The organism is Roseateles sp. GW821-FHT09H10, assembly GCF_059415865.1.
Genome location: NZ_JBWKOB010000002.1, coordinates 1,441,741 through 1,456,615, shown reverse-complemented (window position 1 = coordinate 1,456,615; position 14,875 = coordinate 1,441,741). Strand labels below are relative to the sequence as shown.

The 14,875-nt window shown below is 60.6% G+C and carries 13 protein-coding genes and 3 pseudogenes; 9 read left to right on the top strand and 7 right to left on the bottom strand.

Annotation, left to right across the window (positions count from 1 at the left end; all coding sequences use genetic code 11):
* Window positions 1–41: 41 nt before the first annotated feature.
* A complete protein-coding gene (locus tag AC07OY_RS14855; RefSeq protein WP_495043368.1) occupies window positions 42–1,514 on the bottom strand; it encodes an aminotransferase-like domain-containing protein in 1,473 nt (490 codons plus the stop codon).
* A gap of 576 nt (window positions 1,515–2,090) precedes the next feature.
* Window positions 2,091–2,444: an H-NS histone family protein gene (locus AC07OY_RS14850; protein ID WP_495043367.1), complete on the bottom strand. Its 354-nt coding sequence runs from the start codon at window positions 2,442–2,444 to the stop codon at window positions 2,091–2,093.
* A gap of 387 nt (window positions 2,445–2,831) precedes the next feature.
* On the opposite strand from AC07OY_RS14850, the gene AC07OY_RS14845 reads away from it, so the two are divergent.
* Window positions 2,832–3,101: a hypothetical protein gene (locus tag AC07OY_RS14845; RefSeq protein WP_495043366.1), complete on the top strand. Its 270-nt coding sequence runs from the start codon at window positions 2,832–2,834 to the stop codon at window positions 3,099–3,101.
* A gap of 332 nt (window positions 3,102–3,433) precedes the next feature.
* On the top strand, window positions 3,434–3,757 hold the full coding sequence (locus AC07OY_RS14840) for a hypothetical protein (RefSeq protein WP_495043365.1): 324 nt from the start codon (window positions 3,434–3,436) through the stop codon (window positions 3,755–3,757).
* Between the two features lie 131 nt (window positions 3,758–3,888).
* Here the strand turns inward: AC07OY_RS14840 and AC07OY_RS14835 are convergent.
* Window positions 3,889–4,011: pseudogene (locus tag AC07OY_RS14835) on the bottom strand (winged helix-turn-helix domain-containing protein); the annotation flags it as partial.
* Here AC07OY_RS14835 and AC07OY_RS14830 point away from each other — a divergent pair.
* On the top strand, window positions 3,952–4,104 hold the full coding sequence (locus AC07OY_RS14830) for a hypothetical protein (RefSeq protein ID WP_495043530.1): 153 nt from the start codon (window positions 3,952–3,954) through the stop codon (window positions 4,102–4,104). The pseudogene AC07OY_RS14835 and the gene AC07OY_RS14830 sit on opposite strands and share 60 nt — an antisense overlap.
* 70 nt (window positions 4,105–4,174) lie before the next feature.
* Here the strand turns inward: AC07OY_RS14830 and AC07OY_RS14825 are convergent, their stop codons facing one another.
* Both AC07OY_RS14825 and AC07OY_RS14820 read right to left on the bottom strand, forming a co-directional pair.
* Window positions 4,175–4,471 carry a helix-turn-helix domain-containing protein gene (locus tag AC07OY_RS14825; RefSeq protein WP_495043364.1) on the bottom strand — a complete coding sequence of 99 codons (297 nt, stop codon included), beginning with the start codon at window positions 4,469–4,471 and terminating at the stop codon, window positions 4,175–4,177.
* Window positions 4,472–4,540: 69 nt separating this feature from the next.
* Window positions 4,541–4,843, bottom strand: coding sequence for a helix-turn-helix domain-containing protein (locus AC07OY_RS14820; RefSeq protein ID WP_495043363.1), 303 nt, complete (start codon window positions 4,841–4,843; stop codon window positions 4,541–4,543).
* 158 nt (window positions 4,844–5,001) lie between these two features.
* Here AC07OY_RS14820 and AC07OY_RS14815 point away from each other — a divergent pair, with 158 nt between their 5' ends.
* The 6 genes and pseudogenes from AC07OY_RS14815 (at window position 5,002) to gmtX (ending at window position 11,745) form a co-directional block, all read left to right on the top strand.
* Window positions 5,002–5,397, top strand: coding sequence for a hypothetical protein (locus AC07OY_RS14815; protein ID WP_495043362.1), 396 nt, complete (start codon window positions 5,002–5,004; stop codon window positions 5,395–5,397).
* A 79-nt stretch (window positions 5,398–5,476) separates the two neighbouring features.
* Window positions 5,477–5,664, top strand: a pseudogene (locus AC07OY_RS14810) (ATP-binding protein); the annotation flags it as partial.
* Window positions 5,661–5,757 (top strand): annotated as a pseudogene (locus tag AC07OY_RS14805) (ATP-binding protein); the annotation flags it as partial. The pseudogenes AC07OY_RS14810 and AC07OY_RS14805, both read left to right, overlap by 4 nt.
* A 179-nt stretch (window positions 5,758–5,936) precedes the next feature.
* Entirely contained in the window at window positions 5,937–7,310 is a 1,374-nt protein-coding gene (gmtY, locus tag AC07OY_RS14800; protein WP_495043361.1) for a gamma-mobile-trio recombinase GmtY, read from the top strand.
* 8 nt (window positions 7,311–7,318) lie between these two features.
* The gene (gmtZ, locus tag AC07OY_RS14795) at window positions 7,319–11,107 is read left to right on the top strand and encodes a gamma-mobile-trio integrase GmtZ (protein ID WP_495043360.1); all 3,789 of its coding nucleotides are present in this window, start codon (window positions 7,319–7,321) and stop codon (window positions 11,105–11,107) included.
* Between the two features lie 5 nt (window positions 11,108–11,112).
* The gene (gmtX, locus tag AC07OY_RS14790) at window positions 11,113–11,745 is read left to right on the top strand and encodes a gamma-mobile-trio protein GmtX (RefSeq protein WP_495043359.1); all 633 of its coding nucleotides are present in this window, start codon (window positions 11,113–11,115) and stop codon (window positions 11,743–11,745) included.
* A 62-nt stretch (window positions 11,746–11,807) separates the two neighbouring features.
* On the opposite strand, the gene AC07OY_RS14785 is transcribed toward gmtX, so the two are convergent.
* Both AC07OY_RS14785 and AC07OY_RS14780 read right to left on the bottom strand, forming a co-directional pair.
* Window positions 11,808–12,650 carry a phospholipase D-like domain-containing protein gene (locus AC07OY_RS14785; RefSeq protein ID WP_495043358.1) on the bottom strand — a complete coding sequence of 281 codons (843 nt, stop codon included), beginning with the start codon at window positions 12,648–12,650 and terminating at the stop codon, window positions 11,808–11,810.
* Entirely contained in the window at window positions 12,637–14,874 is a 2,238-nt protein-coding gene (locus AC07OY_RS14780; RefSeq protein ID WP_495043357.1) for a DUF8724 domain-containing protein, read from the bottom strand. The genes AC07OY_RS14785 and AC07OY_RS14780 overlap by 14 nt, the downstream gene beginning before the upstream one ends.
* Window position 14,875 lies beyond the last annotated feature (1 nt).

The window sequence follows — 14,875 nt, the reverse complement described above, 5'->3', positions numbered from 1 at the left end:
TGCGCCGCTGGCGTGAGCAGTTGCCGCCGCCGACGACCGGATCAGTTCGGTGCAGGCGCCGGTTGGCCTGCGCGCACGGCGTCGTCGACCAGGCGCGCCAGGGTGCGCATGGCGCGCTCGAGCGTGCCGTCCCACGGCTGCCCGCAGGTCAGCCGGATGTGGTGCTGGAAGTCGGCGCGTGCCGAGAACATCGGGCCCGGGGCCAGGCTGATGCGCTCCGCCAGCGCGGCCTGGTGCAGTGCCATCGCATTGACGCCGACGGGCAGTTCCACCCACACGAAGTAGCCACCCGCGGGCCGCAGCACCTTGCTGCCGTCGGGGAAGTGCCGGCTGACGGCGTCGAACAGACTTTCCCGCTGCGCCTGCAGCGCCTCGCGCAGGCTGCGCAGATGGCGGTCGTAGCCGCCCTCCTGAAGGTACTCGGCCAGCGCCGCCTGTACCGGGATCGATCCCGACAGGCTGGTCATCAGCTTCAGGCGTTCGACCTCGCGCGCCCGCCGGCCGGGCGCCGCCCAGCCTACGCGATAGCCCGGCGACAGGCATTTCGAGAACGACGAGCAGTGCAGCACCAGGCCGCGACGGTCGAAGGCCTTCGCCGGCAGCGGCGCCGTCTTGCCTTCGTAGAGTTCGGCATAGACATCGTCTTCGATCAGAGGCACCTCGTGGCGAGCCAGCAACTCGACGAGGTCACGCTTCTTCGCCTCGGGCATCAAACTACCGAGCGGGTTCTGGAAGTTGGTCATCAGCCAGCAGGCCTGCGGGCGGTGGAGCTCGAGTACCTGCGCCAGACGGCCCAGGTCGATGCCCTCGCGCATATGCGTCGGCACTTCAATGGCGTGCAGGCCCAGGCGCTGGAGCGCCTGCAGCGCCATGTAGAACGTCGGTGACTCCACCACCACCGCATCACCCGGCCGCGTCACGGCGTTGAGGCAAAGGTTCAGCGCCTCCATCGCGCCGTGGGTCAGTACGATTTCGTCGGTGGCGATGGCCATGCCCTGCAGTAAGTAACGCTTGGCAATCTCGCGCTTGAGTCGCAGATTGCCCGGCGGCAGGTCCTCGACCATGCTCCAGGGATCGAGTCGGCGCGTGCTGGAAACCAGCGCGCGGCGCAGTCGATCCAGCGGAAACAAGGTTGGGCTCAGGAACGCGGACCCGAAGGGCACGATGTCACGCGCTCGTGCCGCACCAAGACAGGCGTAGATCAGGTCGTTGACCTCGACGGGCTGCGCTCCGGACTGCGGTGTCGACGTCTTGGGCTCGGCGAGCAGCACGCCGCTCGCGCGGGCGGCAACAAAGTAGCCGGAGCGCGGCTCGGCACGCACCAAGCCGCGCGATTCAAGCAGGTAATAGGCCTGGAAGACGGTGCTCGGACTCAGGCCCCGGCTGGCACAGGTCTGGCGCACCGAAGGCAGGCGATCGCCAGGCCGCAGCACCCCTGCGGCGATCTGTTGCTCAAGTTCGCGCGCCAGAAGTTCGAACTTCGCGTTGGCAGCGGCGGATGGTCGATCACGCATGGTGTCGGCACCGCGCCTCGGTCGACTGCCGGCTGAGTGGGGTGGCGTGCTGCGAGTCTAGGGCTTGGGCGCAGTGGTGCAAGCGTCGTCAAAGCGGGCCGCGAGAACCCGGGCCGGCCTTCCAACGCCTGGCGGGCGCGTGGCGGCCCCAGCGCAGAGATGCTGGCCCCTCTCGACGAGTCGGAGGTCAACACGACGAAGGCCGTCAGTCACTTCGCTTGAACGAATGCCTCCAGATGAGCATCGGCCATAGGTTGCAGTGCCAGTCGAATGGCAAGTGTTGATCAATGCAGCCACTCAGACCGCAGACCGCGAATGGCTCTGACCAGCCTCTTGCTGAGGTTCGGCGAGCTTCCGCTTTGGGCACATTGCTGCCATATGGACGTCGACCGCGACCGTCAGCAACCGCTGCAGAGCCGTCTTCCAGTCAGGCGTTTCCGCCCCAGCGGGGCGGCCGCGGCTTGACTGCAAGACGATTGCTAAGGACGCTTCAACGCTGACAGCGCAGAAGGTTCAATCCACGGCACGACCGGGGATTCTTTGAGAAGGAACAGGCGGCGTTTGGCCGGTAGAGCACTAGCTCTTGATCCGGAATTCCTCCCGGGCCCGACCTTGAGCTTCGTACGCCTTCAACCATTTGGCAGGAAGACCGCGGCCGCTCCAGGTGTTCGCATGATTCGCGGGGTCACGGTACAGCGGTGCCGCGGCGCTCGTTGAGCGCTTTTTCGTGCGCGCTGAGGGCGTGTCATACGCCTCCAACTCGTCAATGGCCTCCCGAACCGTGAATCCGGCGGCCTGAATTTTCTTGGCGAACCCGTCTGCCATAACCTTCAACTCCTCGCCGCGCTTTGCCGCGATTTGTCGATCCAACTCTTTGCTGAGGGCCACGAGTTCAATGTAGGAAAGCGTGGAAACGTCGGGTGCGGTCATCAATCTGCTCTGGGAGGCAGGCCGCTCGTGGCCTGTTAGCGAAGTGTAGGGCGACCGCCGCGGTGCTTGTCGCGGCGCACAATCAGCGTGGGCGACGCACCTGATCCATTGACATCTGACATTCGGCCGAAGGTACATGCGAACATTTCTCGGGATCGCGCAGATCGGCGCGACGGGGCCCGTCGTATGGCGTTGGCCGACTCTTCAGCACACAGTCTCCGTGGCATCCTTGGGGTGCCTCGGCGCAGTGTGTCGTTGAGGATGGCGGCCATCTGCGGCGGCTTCTGGCTGATTACGGTAATTACCGTAATCACTGTGCAGCCGCTTGCGCGGGCTCGATCACACGCTGGCACCACACCCCCGGGCCTGTCGAGTTGAGGTCTACCAATGAAACGAGTACGCATCGCCAAAGGTAAACACGTCGTCATCTCCGATGAGTTGGCGGCGAAGGCGGCACGCGTGTTCGCTTCTGGGCTCACGCGCGAGCAAGTCCTCGATCTCGTGGCGACCGAGCCGCGTCATGCGACCGGCTTGATGGCCGGTTCCAAAAAGCCCCTAGCTCTTTCAAGGTCGAGGGGTGCTGAGCATGGCGAGACGTCGACTAGTGCCCTGGCGAACGAAGATTCGGCCAACGAACCCCGAGAGGGGCAGCCTTGACGGCAGCTACTGGTCGCCGAGCAACTTGTCTCGCCTCGCCTCAAGGCGCTTTATCGCCGAATCGAGCCAAGGAGTAGCGTACGGCGCGCTCACGATCAGGGCGCCGACAACGAGAACGATGCCGAGGAATATGAAGCCGTTCATGGTTGGGGTGCGCCTACGATTCGTCTCGTGCAGAAGGCCGTTTGGATGGCCGCTCAACCGGCTTGCGCAGTTATTGTTGACAGCTTAGCGTGCGTCATCCTCGTTGAGGAACAGCTTGCACGGGCACGCTTCATCTCCAGCGTTGAAGTCGCAACTTGCATGAAAGTCGCAACTTAAAGGGTTAGTCCATGAAACTGCTGGCGCCCATTGGGTTCCCCGAGTCGCCTTCCGTCGCGACGCTGCGCGCTTGGTCGGTGTTGGAGGTGGTGGACGACGATAACAGCGTGGTTCGATTGGCCGTGGGTTGGATCAAGCTCACGAGGCTCCGGATTACGAGCCCGATAGATCAGTTTGAGGGCGGACAGGTGGTGACCAGGTCCGGCAGCATCTATCGCCTGGAGGGCCCGCCAGCGAACTCCGAAGAATTGCGAGAACAGAAGGCGCGCCGCGACGCGCTGCTGGGCGGCCGCGATGCGGTGGATGTGACCGCTTCGTTTGCTGGGACAGGCTAACGGCGTCTGCTCATAGTCTTCAAGGGTCAAGCCGGAAGTCGCTCTGGCCAAGATCCTGCCATTCGCTAAGCTGTCTAGGAGCGCCAGCACGCTGCGCAGGAGCATCAGCGCCCTGCGCAGCACGCTGGAACGATCAGCACCCAGGCCCGGCGATAGGACATGCCCAACGACTTCGCGGCAGCAGAGATCGAGCGGTGTTCTTCAACAGCCTCCAGCAGGACGCTGGACCGGGTGCTCAGGTCGCGTCGGAATATGCACAGGTGGTGGTGAACGTCAATTTCGAAGACCAGGGCATCAGGGCTGGACGGCGCTTGACTCAGTTGCTGGCCGCGACCCGTGCGCGCTGAGGCAGCACTCCTCCCCACAGTCAGCAGGTCACGAGCGTCAGATCATTTGACTAGACGCTCCAGGTCTGAGCTAGCGGCGTCGCTTGAAAGCCTTCTCAGCCGGCCCCAACAGCTCAGCCACCTCGCATCCAAGGCCCTTGGCGAGTTTGAGCAGCGCCAAAAGCGTCGGCTGACTCTTGCCCCGTTCAAGCCGGCCAAGGTATGAGCGTTCGAGTCCTGCCTCAAGAGCAAGCGCTTCTTGGGATAGCCCCGCCTTCAGGCGGCGCGCTTGGGCGTGCTTCCCGAAAACCTCGGCGATACCCAGATCCAGGCTGGTAGCGCCCTTTGGTCGACCGGGCTTGGGGGGCGTCTTTGGGCGGACTGGCATCCGCCCAAGGCTCTAAGAACTGAGCTTCTTATGCCACGTTATATATAACTCAAAGCAATCAGCCTGACGTTACGGTGGTGAGGGGCGTGGGCAGTTCCGGCGCAAGACCCGAAGCCCCGCAGTGCCATGTGGCGTTAACTCAGCGTGCAGCTCGCTCAGGAATTGCACGAAGTCAATCTCCAGCGCCGTCAACCAGTCCCGAAGCTCTATGACATCCAGTCTGCGCTCGCCCCGTTCAACCTTGCTGACCAGTCCTTGATGGCGGCCGAGCAGATCCGCCAGATCTCTCTGGCGTAGGCGCTTGCTCTTCCTTGTGTCCTTGAGCTTCTGCAGAAAGATGTCGTTGTGGCGGGAGTGAAGGATCTTGGGCATGGTCAGGTCCAACTACACACCCTAGCCCATTCCGCGCCGTATTCGATAAGCGCTTTTTTTTCCTCGCGGCCACGTGGCGCATTGGCTGAAAAGCTTGGCGCAGGCCCGATGGTCGCTCAAAATTTCTTGAGTTATATAAACACATAGGAAGCCGCCGCATGACCGTGACCCAATTTGGTGACTTCGACGTCACCGTGGCCAACGAACGGGCGGCGGCGCCGGTACAAGAAGAACGGCGTATCGAGGTGGATTCCTGGCGGGTGATCCGCGCTCCGTCAGGCAAGGCACATTTGGTGATCCTCAGAAGCCTGAGCGCGGGTCGCGGCACGGTGTGGTTGACCTCGCCGATTTCAAAGGTCGATGGCCAGGGCCGCGTGGTGACCACATCATCCGGACGTCAGTACCTGTTGACGCAGCCACCAGAGGCTCGTGAATTCGAGCGCGACGTCCTGCACTGCGTCGCGGCAAAGCTCGGCATGGGGGACGCAGTGGACGTCAGCGTATATGCCTGGGATCTTCTTCGCTTCGACTTAACCGAACTTCGGCTTCGTTGAGTAGAGCGCTGACCGTCACTGGCCAAGCTGACATGCCTCGCTCGACACGACCGGCTGAGCAACGCCGACGAGAGCCGTCATAAAGCCTGACGTGATGGTCGAGTTGAAGGCGCTACGCCTGCACGGCATGCCGGCGCCTGGGCCGACCTGGTCGAGCAAGGCGGCAATGCAGGTATCGAGTCCTCGCGCTGATTGATCGAGCACCTGTTGCAGGCCGAAGGGACGGACGGCGCGATGCGCTCGGTCCGCCACCAGACGCATGCTTCGCCGAGTGGTCCAGCGTGTTCGTTGACGCCAAGATGACGACGGCGCTGCTGGCTCACGCACCACTGCCACATCGTGGAGATGGGCAACGAGTCGCTAGGCAGACGCCCGACTGAACGTCCTAACGCATCGAGCGGGACGGCGCACGGGATGGTGCTGCGCAAGCGCGGCCCGTGGTAAATTGTCTATATAAATCAACCACTTACAACACATCTGCGCATACGCACACTGAATGAATTTAATACAGCCAAGGTAGGCGTCGCTGGAGATCCCAAATGTTCGTGCGCGTAGAAACTGAGGTTCGGCTCGACAACACTGGCAACGTGATCGAAGTGCCTGGCTTGCTCACCCCCGGCGGCTTTCTCACCCCGCTCTTGGAATACTTCATCGAAAAATCCCAGAGCCGGAGCCCATCTTGGATGGACAAGGTGCTCCGCTCGGTGCGTCTTCTCTGCTACTACATCGATGCCAACCCCCACCAACGGAATACGCGCGCACTGTTCACCGGATTCACCTCAGCACTACTTGCGGGCACATGCGACATCGCGACAGGCGATGACCCAAGCAGCCTTTTTTGGGGACCGCGAAGGGGTCCGGACCGGGATGGCGTAGTCACGGACCTAACTCAGTTCTTTGACTGGATGGGGCAGAGCAATCCAATTGCAGCCAACATCAACCCATTGGTCGTTGCGAACGCATACGAGGAGCGCTGGAACGCCGCAGCGCGCTTGTACCGCCGAGAGCGCGCCCTTCTCGGTCACCTCTGGTCGAATCCAGGAGCGGACAAACTCACGCGCAGGCAAGACAGAGTCAGGGATCCCAAGCCAAAGGCTGCGGAACCTCCTGCCTTCCCCGAAAACCGCTTTGTCGACCTCATCACGGACGGCTTCAAAGTTGGCGAACGCGTGGACCATCGAAGCATCTGCATAACCTTACTCATGCATGGGGCAGGCTTCCGTGTCTCAGAGCCGTTCCACCTGTATGTACATGACGTCGCTCCTGACCCAACCAATCCCAAAACCGCTCTTGTAGCAATCCATCATCCATCGGCGGGATACGCCCCCGACGGCTGGCGTGATCCGATCGCTGGCGTCCGAGGCCAACGGCGCGCTTATCTGGCCGCGCAATATGGACTGAAGCCACGAGATGAAGTCAGGCGAAGCCTCCACGCCGGCTGGAAGGGAGGGCTATACGACGCGGACAACTACAAGATGGCCCACTGGTTCGCGCCTTGGTACGGCGAGGTGTTTCTCTATCACTGGAACCGCTACATGGAGCAACTCGTGCACGTTAGGCGCAACCATCCCTTCTTGTTCGTGAACATGAGGCGCGGCGAGGTGGGAGAAATCTTCAAGCTCGGAAACTTCCTCAACCAGCATGCCGCAGCGTGCCGCCGAATCGGCCTTGAACCACGCAAAGAGCTGGGCACCACACCTCATGGCCATCGACACGCCTATGGCCAGCGAGCTGACGCTGCAAAACTCGACACAAAAATCATTCAAGTCATGCTTCACCACGCATCCGAAGACAGCCAGAAAGTCTATACAGAGCCGGGGAGTGCAGAAGTGACTCAAGCGCTCGCCGATGCCCATGTTCGGCTTGGTCAGAACATTCCCAAGCGTTTCTCCCTCCAAATCGGCGATCACTGAGCCATCTCATGCGGACGCACGAGCCTATCCACCCAAACTCGACCATTGACGGGCTGATCTCGAAGTACTTGCTGAGCGAGAAGAAGAAGGCGACGCTTCTTGTCATTCATGATTTCTGCCAGGCACGCTTTGATCGCGGCGAACGCAACTTTCAACCGTTCGAGATGAGCAGGGCACTTGCCGACGCCGGCTTGCTTGCGGCTTCAACTTATGCGGACTCGCGAGCGCCCCAGAATCAAGAGCTTGGCAAGGCATGGCAAGACTACGCCGACGCTGTGGATCTTGGGCTCGATCACTGCGCTCCTCCCGGACATCCAGACTCGGTCCTGCTTCGGCTTCTGGCCGACCCCAAACGGCGCGGCAATGCGGCGACCACGATGCGTGCCGTCCACAAGGTCTGCAGACAACGCTTCAATCGCCAAGAGCGGAACTTTTCTTCTGCTGCTATCACGCGTGAAGCAGTAGAAATCGGCGCCATTGCCAGTTCAAAAAGTCTTTCCGGTAGGCAGTCGGCAAGCTATGGAGAGTTGATTCTTGCGTGGCAAGAGCTTTCCGATTCGCGCGCAGCTGCATCGCCGAATGCTTCCGAAGCGGACTTCGAGTCCGACAGAACGTCGGATGAGGATGTTGCAGGGCGGCGTCCGTCTAGAGCACCCCGCTTTCGAGGATCGCAGGCAGGTCGACCAGAGGATGACCCAGCTGTTGTCCTAGATTTGCTTCTTCGCGAACGACGCATCAAGTCCTCGACTATCGATCTACTGAGATCCATGTACGAGGTCTGCAAGGCTCGCTTCGACAGCGGGGAGGTCGATTTTGGGCGATGCGCCAGCGCGAGAGCATTCGTACAGAACAAAGTATTTGCTAGCAACTCTGCACTGCCGAGTAGGTTGTCAGAGAACAGCCGCTTTGCCCAACTGCTCGACGCTTGGCAGGCAAAAGCGGACACCCGGTGGATCGACTTTGATCCAGATCTCGCTCCGACCAACCCTCATTCGGTGTTTCGGCGCCTTAGGGAAAAGCTCTATCGAGCAGACATGCAAGAAACACTTCTCGGCGTGCACCGCGTTTGCTACCTAGCCCACGCGGCGGGTGACCGAGATTTCTCGGTCATCACGGTTGGCAAGCTGCTCGCCGCCCGTGGCATCCTATCTGTGCAGTCGCTCCGAAATAGCGTGTACGACGAGCTTCGCACGTTGACAGATGCATGGCACAGGTTCTCCCGCCCATGGCTAGAAGCCGAAGGAGCGCCACCGCCTTCGCAACGTGTGCTTCGCCCCAAGTCCCATGACCCCGACCTTGAGTGGGTACGGCAGGATTGCCCGCAGTTCGAAGAATGGCGCGCACTTGCATCTGAATGGCTACAGGCCGCGGGAGGAGGTCTCTCGAAGCGCTTGATCGCGATCAATGCATTTTTTGAGAGCTACTTGACCCGAGCCGACGTTCCGAATTCGCCTGCAGAACTTCTACGCCGCGGTGTCCATTTGCCTGAGTTCACGGAAGTGAGCAAGGCGCGAGATAGCGCCGACAAGACCAGACAAGCCAACTACCTACACGATTTCTTCGCCTGGGTACTGCTAAGGAACTTCAGTGACGAGACAGACGACGGCGAGCTGATGGTGTCGCCTGCGTTCCGCAATCCGATCCAGCGCGTGAGCACGCGACGAGGAAAAGGTACCTCACAGTCTGTCCACAATGCCCTTCCTTACGGCTACATCCACACCCTCCGGCACATGGTGGCACAAGGTCCTACGTTCAGCGATTGGAAGCTTGCCCAAGGCGCACAGGGATCGGATGCAGGCGAGAAAGGGCGTCCCGCTCGGGAATGGTTTGACGTTGACCCGTCCTTAATTGACAGAGACGACCCGGACTGCGTCTGGCGCGTACGCAAGTATTTCAGCGGTCGAGCGGCGTATCAAATTTGGAGCCCAGTCCGGTGGGTAGCTTTATTGGTCAAGCTGCTATTGCCGTTGCGCACCGGCCAGGTGCGCATGCTTGATTCAGGCGAATCCGACACCTGGAAGCTGCTGAAAGGCCAATGGGTGCGCAACGACCATCCCCTGGCCGATAAGAACGAGCGGCAGCCATGGGAGCAAGGAGTCTTGCGCAGGGACTTTGACCCGAATCACAGCGAACCCAAAACCGTCCTCTACATCAGCACCAACAAGACTGCCGACATGGACAAGGAAGGCCCCTACAAGGGCTACACGATGCCATGGCATGCCGCATCTGACCCGGTAGAAAACGTCTACTACTGGCTGGAAAAGCTGCGTGATTGGCAGAGCAAGTACAACCCTATTAAGCGAAGAACTGCTTGGCTTGAACTGGGCGGGAAACACATCAATGCCAAAACCGACGAGCAACTTCAGTCCTACGCTGATACATGCTTCCTTTTCCGCCTCCCTGAGGAGAAGGCCGAGCTCCGAGGTCTCCCGCTGACCGATGCAGTTGTCGCCAATGCATGGTTCAACCTACTTGAAGCATTGCAGGAGAGCCTGGCTGAGAACGGAGAGGTCGATCCAGATGGCCATGCCATCGTCTTTGTCTCGCGAGATGAAAAAGGGCGGTGCGAGTTCAACCGGTTTCCGCTGCACAGCCTGCGCGTATCGCTGATTACTGCACTTGCACTTGACGGCGGCGTCCCGTTCGCGATCTTGCAGAAGCTAGTTGGTCATTCCCGTCTGATCATGACCCTGTACTACACAAAGCCGGGCCTCAGTCGAATCGCCGAAACGCTTGCCGAAGCGGCCGCGAAGATGGCCGCCAAGAAGGAGGCGAGCATCTACGGGTTCCTTCGCAATACCGCTCACGAGAACCTGGTGAGAGACGCTATCTGCAACAGCTCATCGACACTTTCCGCGGTGATTCAAATCCACCCCGCTGATCGAAATCCGGCAGGTTGGATGCTGATGCATCACGGGCTCTGCTTAGCAGGCGGCAACGTCAGTGAGATGGAAGACCGCAAGATCGGTGGCTGCTACAACGGCGGACCGAACATGGGAACACCTAGCACGCCGAAGCATGGCCCTGTGCCCGGTGGTTCTCGAAATTGCGTTCGCTGCCGCTGGTTCGTGACCGAGCCGCACTACCTGCACGCGTTGGTCAATCACTTCAACAACCTGGCCTACCACTTCGACGAGGCGCGAAACCGGGCAGCCGACGCGGAACGCACTTGGCAGCAACTGCTACGTCGCAAGGTCGAGGCTGAACTGGCCGACGAACTGTTCAACGACCACAGCAAAGTCGATGCTGCAGAGCGGCTGGTGGAGACGACGCTCTCCGATTTCAGCGACCGCGCCGAAGACTTGGTGGCAACTTGGCGTCTTGTGGAGCGCTGCATCAGCGTGTTGAACGCAGACCCGACCAATGCCACCCAACTCATCATTCAAGGATCCCAATCTGAGGTGAAGGCAGCCTTTGAGGAGGTCGACTCGGAGCTTCTTCAACTTTCGGGCGTTTGCGAGGGTGTTGAGCTTTACCCCGACCTCCAGGCCGACAAAGCTGTGTTGCGACGCAGCCAGCTGCTCGACTCTGCCTTGTACAGCGAGGGGCTTCCACCCATGTTTATGCGCCTGAGCGAGGAAGACCAACTAAAGAACGGCAATGCGTTGATGCGGCGCCTGTCTCGCGCCGCATCTCCGAAAGATGATTTCATCGGCCTTCGTGAGGTAGTCAAGGTCATGGACGCAGGGAAGAAGCTTAGCGACAGCCTGGGAATCGACTTGCAGGCGATGATGACTGAACTCACGCTAGGCGACGGTTCAGTTCGTCAAACGTCGCTAGACGCGCTGGAAGCATGACTGGCATGTCGACTCCCGATGAGGTCTACGAATCGATCCTCGAGACTTCGCCGCGACCGCAGAAAGTTCGCAACCTCAAGGCGCTGCAAGAAATTTGCACGGCCTTGTATGAGGTTGGGCCTCGCGACTACTCCTACAGCAACATTGGAAAACTGTGCGAGGCCAAGCTAGTCATGAAGGCCCGCGGCTTGTACAACGAGGCGGCAGCGGACTACCGAAAGCTCATTGACGCATGGGGGAATCTGGCTGGGCCGATGCCACCAAAGCTAATCGACAAGGACAAGCCTTCACAGGCTTATGTGAGCGAGATCAAGGACCCCGTCTTACGGATGCTGGTGAAGCGCGACCTGGCTCGCCTGAGCCGAGTGACCACCGAGCTCAACCTGCTGAAGTCGCAGACCAAGTTCATTGTCGACAAGCGCCCAATCGTGGAAAGCTCTGATCCACTGCTTGGCAACCCAGTCAAGAGGCTTGAAGACTCCGAACTCCGCGCGCTCAAGAAGGCGTTCGCGCCCGATTCTTTGAGACGCAGGGGTTGGGAAGTGACCAAGCTCGGAGAGGTGGTCAGCGAGAGCGGCCGAACGATCTTTGAACCCGGTTTCGCTACGGGCCTGAAGAAGCTGCTCGGCGAAACGTGACAGGCACCGCCGCAGCAACACGTCCCAGCGGAATCGACAGCGTAAGGTACTGTCGAAACTACTCAAAGCGCGACGCGGGCCGAAACCGTCATAACAGCGTCCAGCAGCCGCGAGACCTTTGCCGCGGCGCTACCTCTCACGTGAAAGCCGAGCTCCAGCGAATACTCGAAGCTCCATCTAGTCATGTTGGACGATCCGGCGTAGCACTCCGAGGCATCTACCCGAACCACCTTCGCATGAAAGGTCTCGTTCTCAGGCCTGTCTGGCCGAGGAATACGAAAGTCGTAAACGCTGACACCCAGCCTTTTCAACTCCTCGGCTTTGCCAGCTAGCGCCGCAGGAAGTCCATCTCTCACAATCAACTCCCTCAACACGCTTGGCCCAGTTGCGTGGAACAGGCTGACGATTCGTTCAGCCCCGTCCTCGTCGACGAAGGGGGTCATGACCGAAAAACGACTTGATGCGCTAGCGGCCATCTGGCCCAGCAGCACAGCGGTCTCTTCGAGTCCCCATAGTCCTTCCAGGGTGCGCTCCAGCTTAGCGACTAGTTGGCTTGGTGCCGCCGGGCGTGAGATGACGACATCGACCTCGTTGGCGTCCGCGTGAATCCGTTCCCGGTATAGCCGTGCCCCGCGCATCAACCAGGCGACCTCTCGGGAGGCCTCCTGCGCCAAGGCAACGGCCCACATGCCGTGCCCATCTCTGCTCATAGCGCCGGCCAGTTCGGCTGCTTGCAGCGCCGCAACGACCGCAGGCAGCCGCGCCCCACTGATGCCGCAAAGCCGCGCGAGCTCCCGCGCGTCGTATCGACCGGGCAACTTTCCCGCACCAGCAATCACCAGCGCAGGCTCCAGTACTTGGGCATGAGGTGCAAGCCGGACGAAGATTTCGTCAGCTCGCAGCAACAGAGGACACCTTGGTCGTAGTGATGTCGAGATACCCGACGATTCGCTTGCCCTGCTGCCTCCCCTCGTCCTCGCGAGGGGCCAGCCCGCCCCGAAGCGCTGAACGGGACAGGAGCCGGTTCGCAGCGACGCAGGATGTCTCCGGGATGACGATGCAGCTCGGGCACGCGCCGCCATCGGCGTCACACAGACTGCCGGAGCCACACATCAGCGTTCTTGACTCCAACAGATGCTCGAGGAATACCGTGTTGTAGTTGCGCCAGAGCGCTGACAGGTTGCCGAGATCCATCGTCGTTCCGTTGCGGTAGATGACGAACGCCAAGTCCGCCGGAAACAAGTACTCGCCGAGACTGCCCATGTCCAGACCTGAAAACTCGGCCACCGCTTTCATGAGGGTGTGCGCGTAGGTGTGCAGCAGGGTGTAGACGTAGCGATAGGTGTTGGCCGGCCCGGGCTTCAGATCCGCAAAGTACTTGCCGAAAGGTGCGGCGCTTTGCAGGATGTGCGCACCCAGCTTCAAGTCTCCAGCAGGGTCCCACTCGGGCAGATCCGTTACGCCGACAGCCCGCAGCCACTCGTAGACGAGCTCCGGGTTCAGTCGAGCGTAAATAGCCTCGTTGGCTTGGGTGACAACGTAGATGGGAATCTTGTTGTTGCCCAGCGCCTGGAAGAGGTTTAACCGCACAGGCAGTGTGAGTTGCTGCTGGTCGCTCTTCTCAATGAGCGGGTCGGTGGACATGCGCGTGAATCCGTGCGTGAACCGGCACAAGTCGAACTCGCGAATGAGACCCATCTCGGCCAGCCCCATGGCGGAGACCAGTCGTGAAGTAGTCGCCGTCTGCGCGTTGAGCTCGGCTTGCGTTCTGGGAGCGAGATCGCGGTCCGGCTCCCTGAAGCGCACGAACGGTGATCGGCCGTCCGCCAAACTCAACTTGCTGAGCTTGCTGCGGCGCAGGGCTTCATGTTCAACGGAGAGCACAAGGGGGTCGTAACGACTTCCGAACTCGGCGCGTCGGTCTATCTGCCCTACCAACCACGCCGGCGGTTCATGCTGAACTGGAACGAGTCCCGGCGTGGCCCTCCAGTCGTCGATCATGACCCGCAGCTGCTTCGTCAGCTCGTCGGCCATGGGGCTACCGGCGAGTGTGCTGCGCATGCCATCAATGCTCTCGTAGAGCGACACCTTGGCGGTCTGCCCGGCCTTCTTCATCATCTCAACGATCTCTGCGTCAGAAGGCGGCTTGGCGCCGAGACCGAACCTCTCCGAGGCAAATCCAGCCAGCTCTGACTCATTGCCCTCCTGCAGCATCAACAGCAAATCGCGCTCGTCGGCCGCGAAGACGATGAACTGTTCGCTGTGCGGGTAGAAGGCCGGCGTGGCTCGATACGAGATAGGTTCCATTCGGCGCCAGCGAGGCGGGCGCTGCAGACACTCGTCACCGAGCAGTTGAGTGGTCTCGGGGTCGTTTTGCAGCCAACTGTCCCCTTCCTTGTGGCCGTTCTCGCACTCGAAGACCCACTCACCGATCCGAGGCGACTTGTCGACAAGGTAGAACTTGCGGCTCTGGCAAACGGAACACGTCAGGATGGGCGGCTTGACCTTCTGCTCGGGCTGACTCCATTCCCACTTCCCGGGGCTCGGCGGCTCCCAGTTGCCTGACCAGTGCACGAAAATGACATCGAGCTGCCGCCAGCGGCACTTGCCCTTGTACTCAAGCTTTCGGGTGTCGCACTGGTCCGCTCTCAGCTCGCCAATCTCGGCCGATGCATCTCGGACTGAATCGAACTTCCGAAATCGTCCGCACGTATTGCACACAAAGTCCAGCGGCGCTGGCACGTAGCTCATGGCCTTGGGGTCGACGAGCTCGAACCGATTGGTCGATGGCGCCTTGAAGGTTCCGTCTGGAAGCAAGGCTGGATCAAGACACTGAACTGGCAGTGCGGGAGCCTTGTCAGTGCCGCCTTGCATCGCACGACTCAACCAGCTCTGCCAGATTTCGCGCAATCGCAAGTGAATCTGGGTAGCTGTCTCGTGCGTGATATCCGCCTTCACCGGGCTCTGGCTTTGGTCGGCAATGGACAGGCAGGCCCCCAGACCGCCTTCAAACGTGAACAGAGCGCCGGGTGCATAGGCGGTGGCAAGTTGCCCACGCGAGCGAATCATTCGCGCGGCGGAAGGCTCTCGTTCCTCGAAGTCACCGCGGGTGGTCTTCTTCGTCGCCATC

Excerpts from the sequence above, each read along its gene's own strand:
- gmtX (WP_495043359.1), top strand. The coding sequence starts at position 11,113 with ATGTCGACTCCCGATGAGGTCTACGAATCGATCCTCGAGACTTCGCCG.
- AC07OY_RS14845 (WP_495043366.1), top strand. The coding sequence starts at position 2,832 with ATGAAACGAGTACGCATCGCCAAAGGTAAACACGTCGTCATCTCCGAT.
- AC07OY_RS14855 (WP_495043368.1), bottom strand. The coding sequence starts at position 1,514 with ATGCGTGATCGACCATCCGCCGCTGCCAACGCGAAGTTCGAACTTCTG.
- AC07OY_RS14850 (WP_495043367.1), bottom strand. The coding sequence starts at position 2,444 with ATGACCGCACCCGACGTTTCCACGCTTTCCTACATTGAACTCGTGGCC.
- gmtY (WP_495043361.1), top strand. The coding sequence starts at position 5,937 with ATGTTCGTGCGCGTAGAAACTGAGGTTCGGCTCGACAACACTGGCAAC.
- AC07OY_RS14820 (WP_495043363.1), bottom strand. The coding sequence starts at position 4,843 with ATGCCCAAGATCCTTCACTCCCGCCACAACGACATCTTTCTGCAGAAG.
- AC07OY_RS14815 (WP_495043362.1), top strand. The coding sequence starts at position 5,002 with ATGACCGTGACCCAATTTGGTGACTTCGACGTCACCGTGGCCAACGAA.
- AC07OY_RS14780 (WP_495043357.1), bottom strand. The coding sequence starts at position 14,874 with ATGGCGACGAAGAAGACCACCCGCGGTGACTTCGAGGAACGAGAGCCT.
- gmtZ (WP_495043360.1), top strand. The coding sequence starts at position 7,319 with ATGCGGACGCACGAGCCTATCCACCCAAACTCGACCATTGACGGGCTG.
- AC07OY_RS14840 (WP_495043365.1), top strand. The coding sequence starts at position 3,434 with ATGAAACTGCTGGCGCCCATTGGGTTCCCCGAGTCGCCTTCCGTCGCG.
- AC07OY_RS14825 (WP_495043364.1), bottom strand. The coding sequence starts at position 4,471 with ATGCCAGTCCGCCCAAAGACGCCCCCCAAGCCCGGTCGACCAAAGGGC.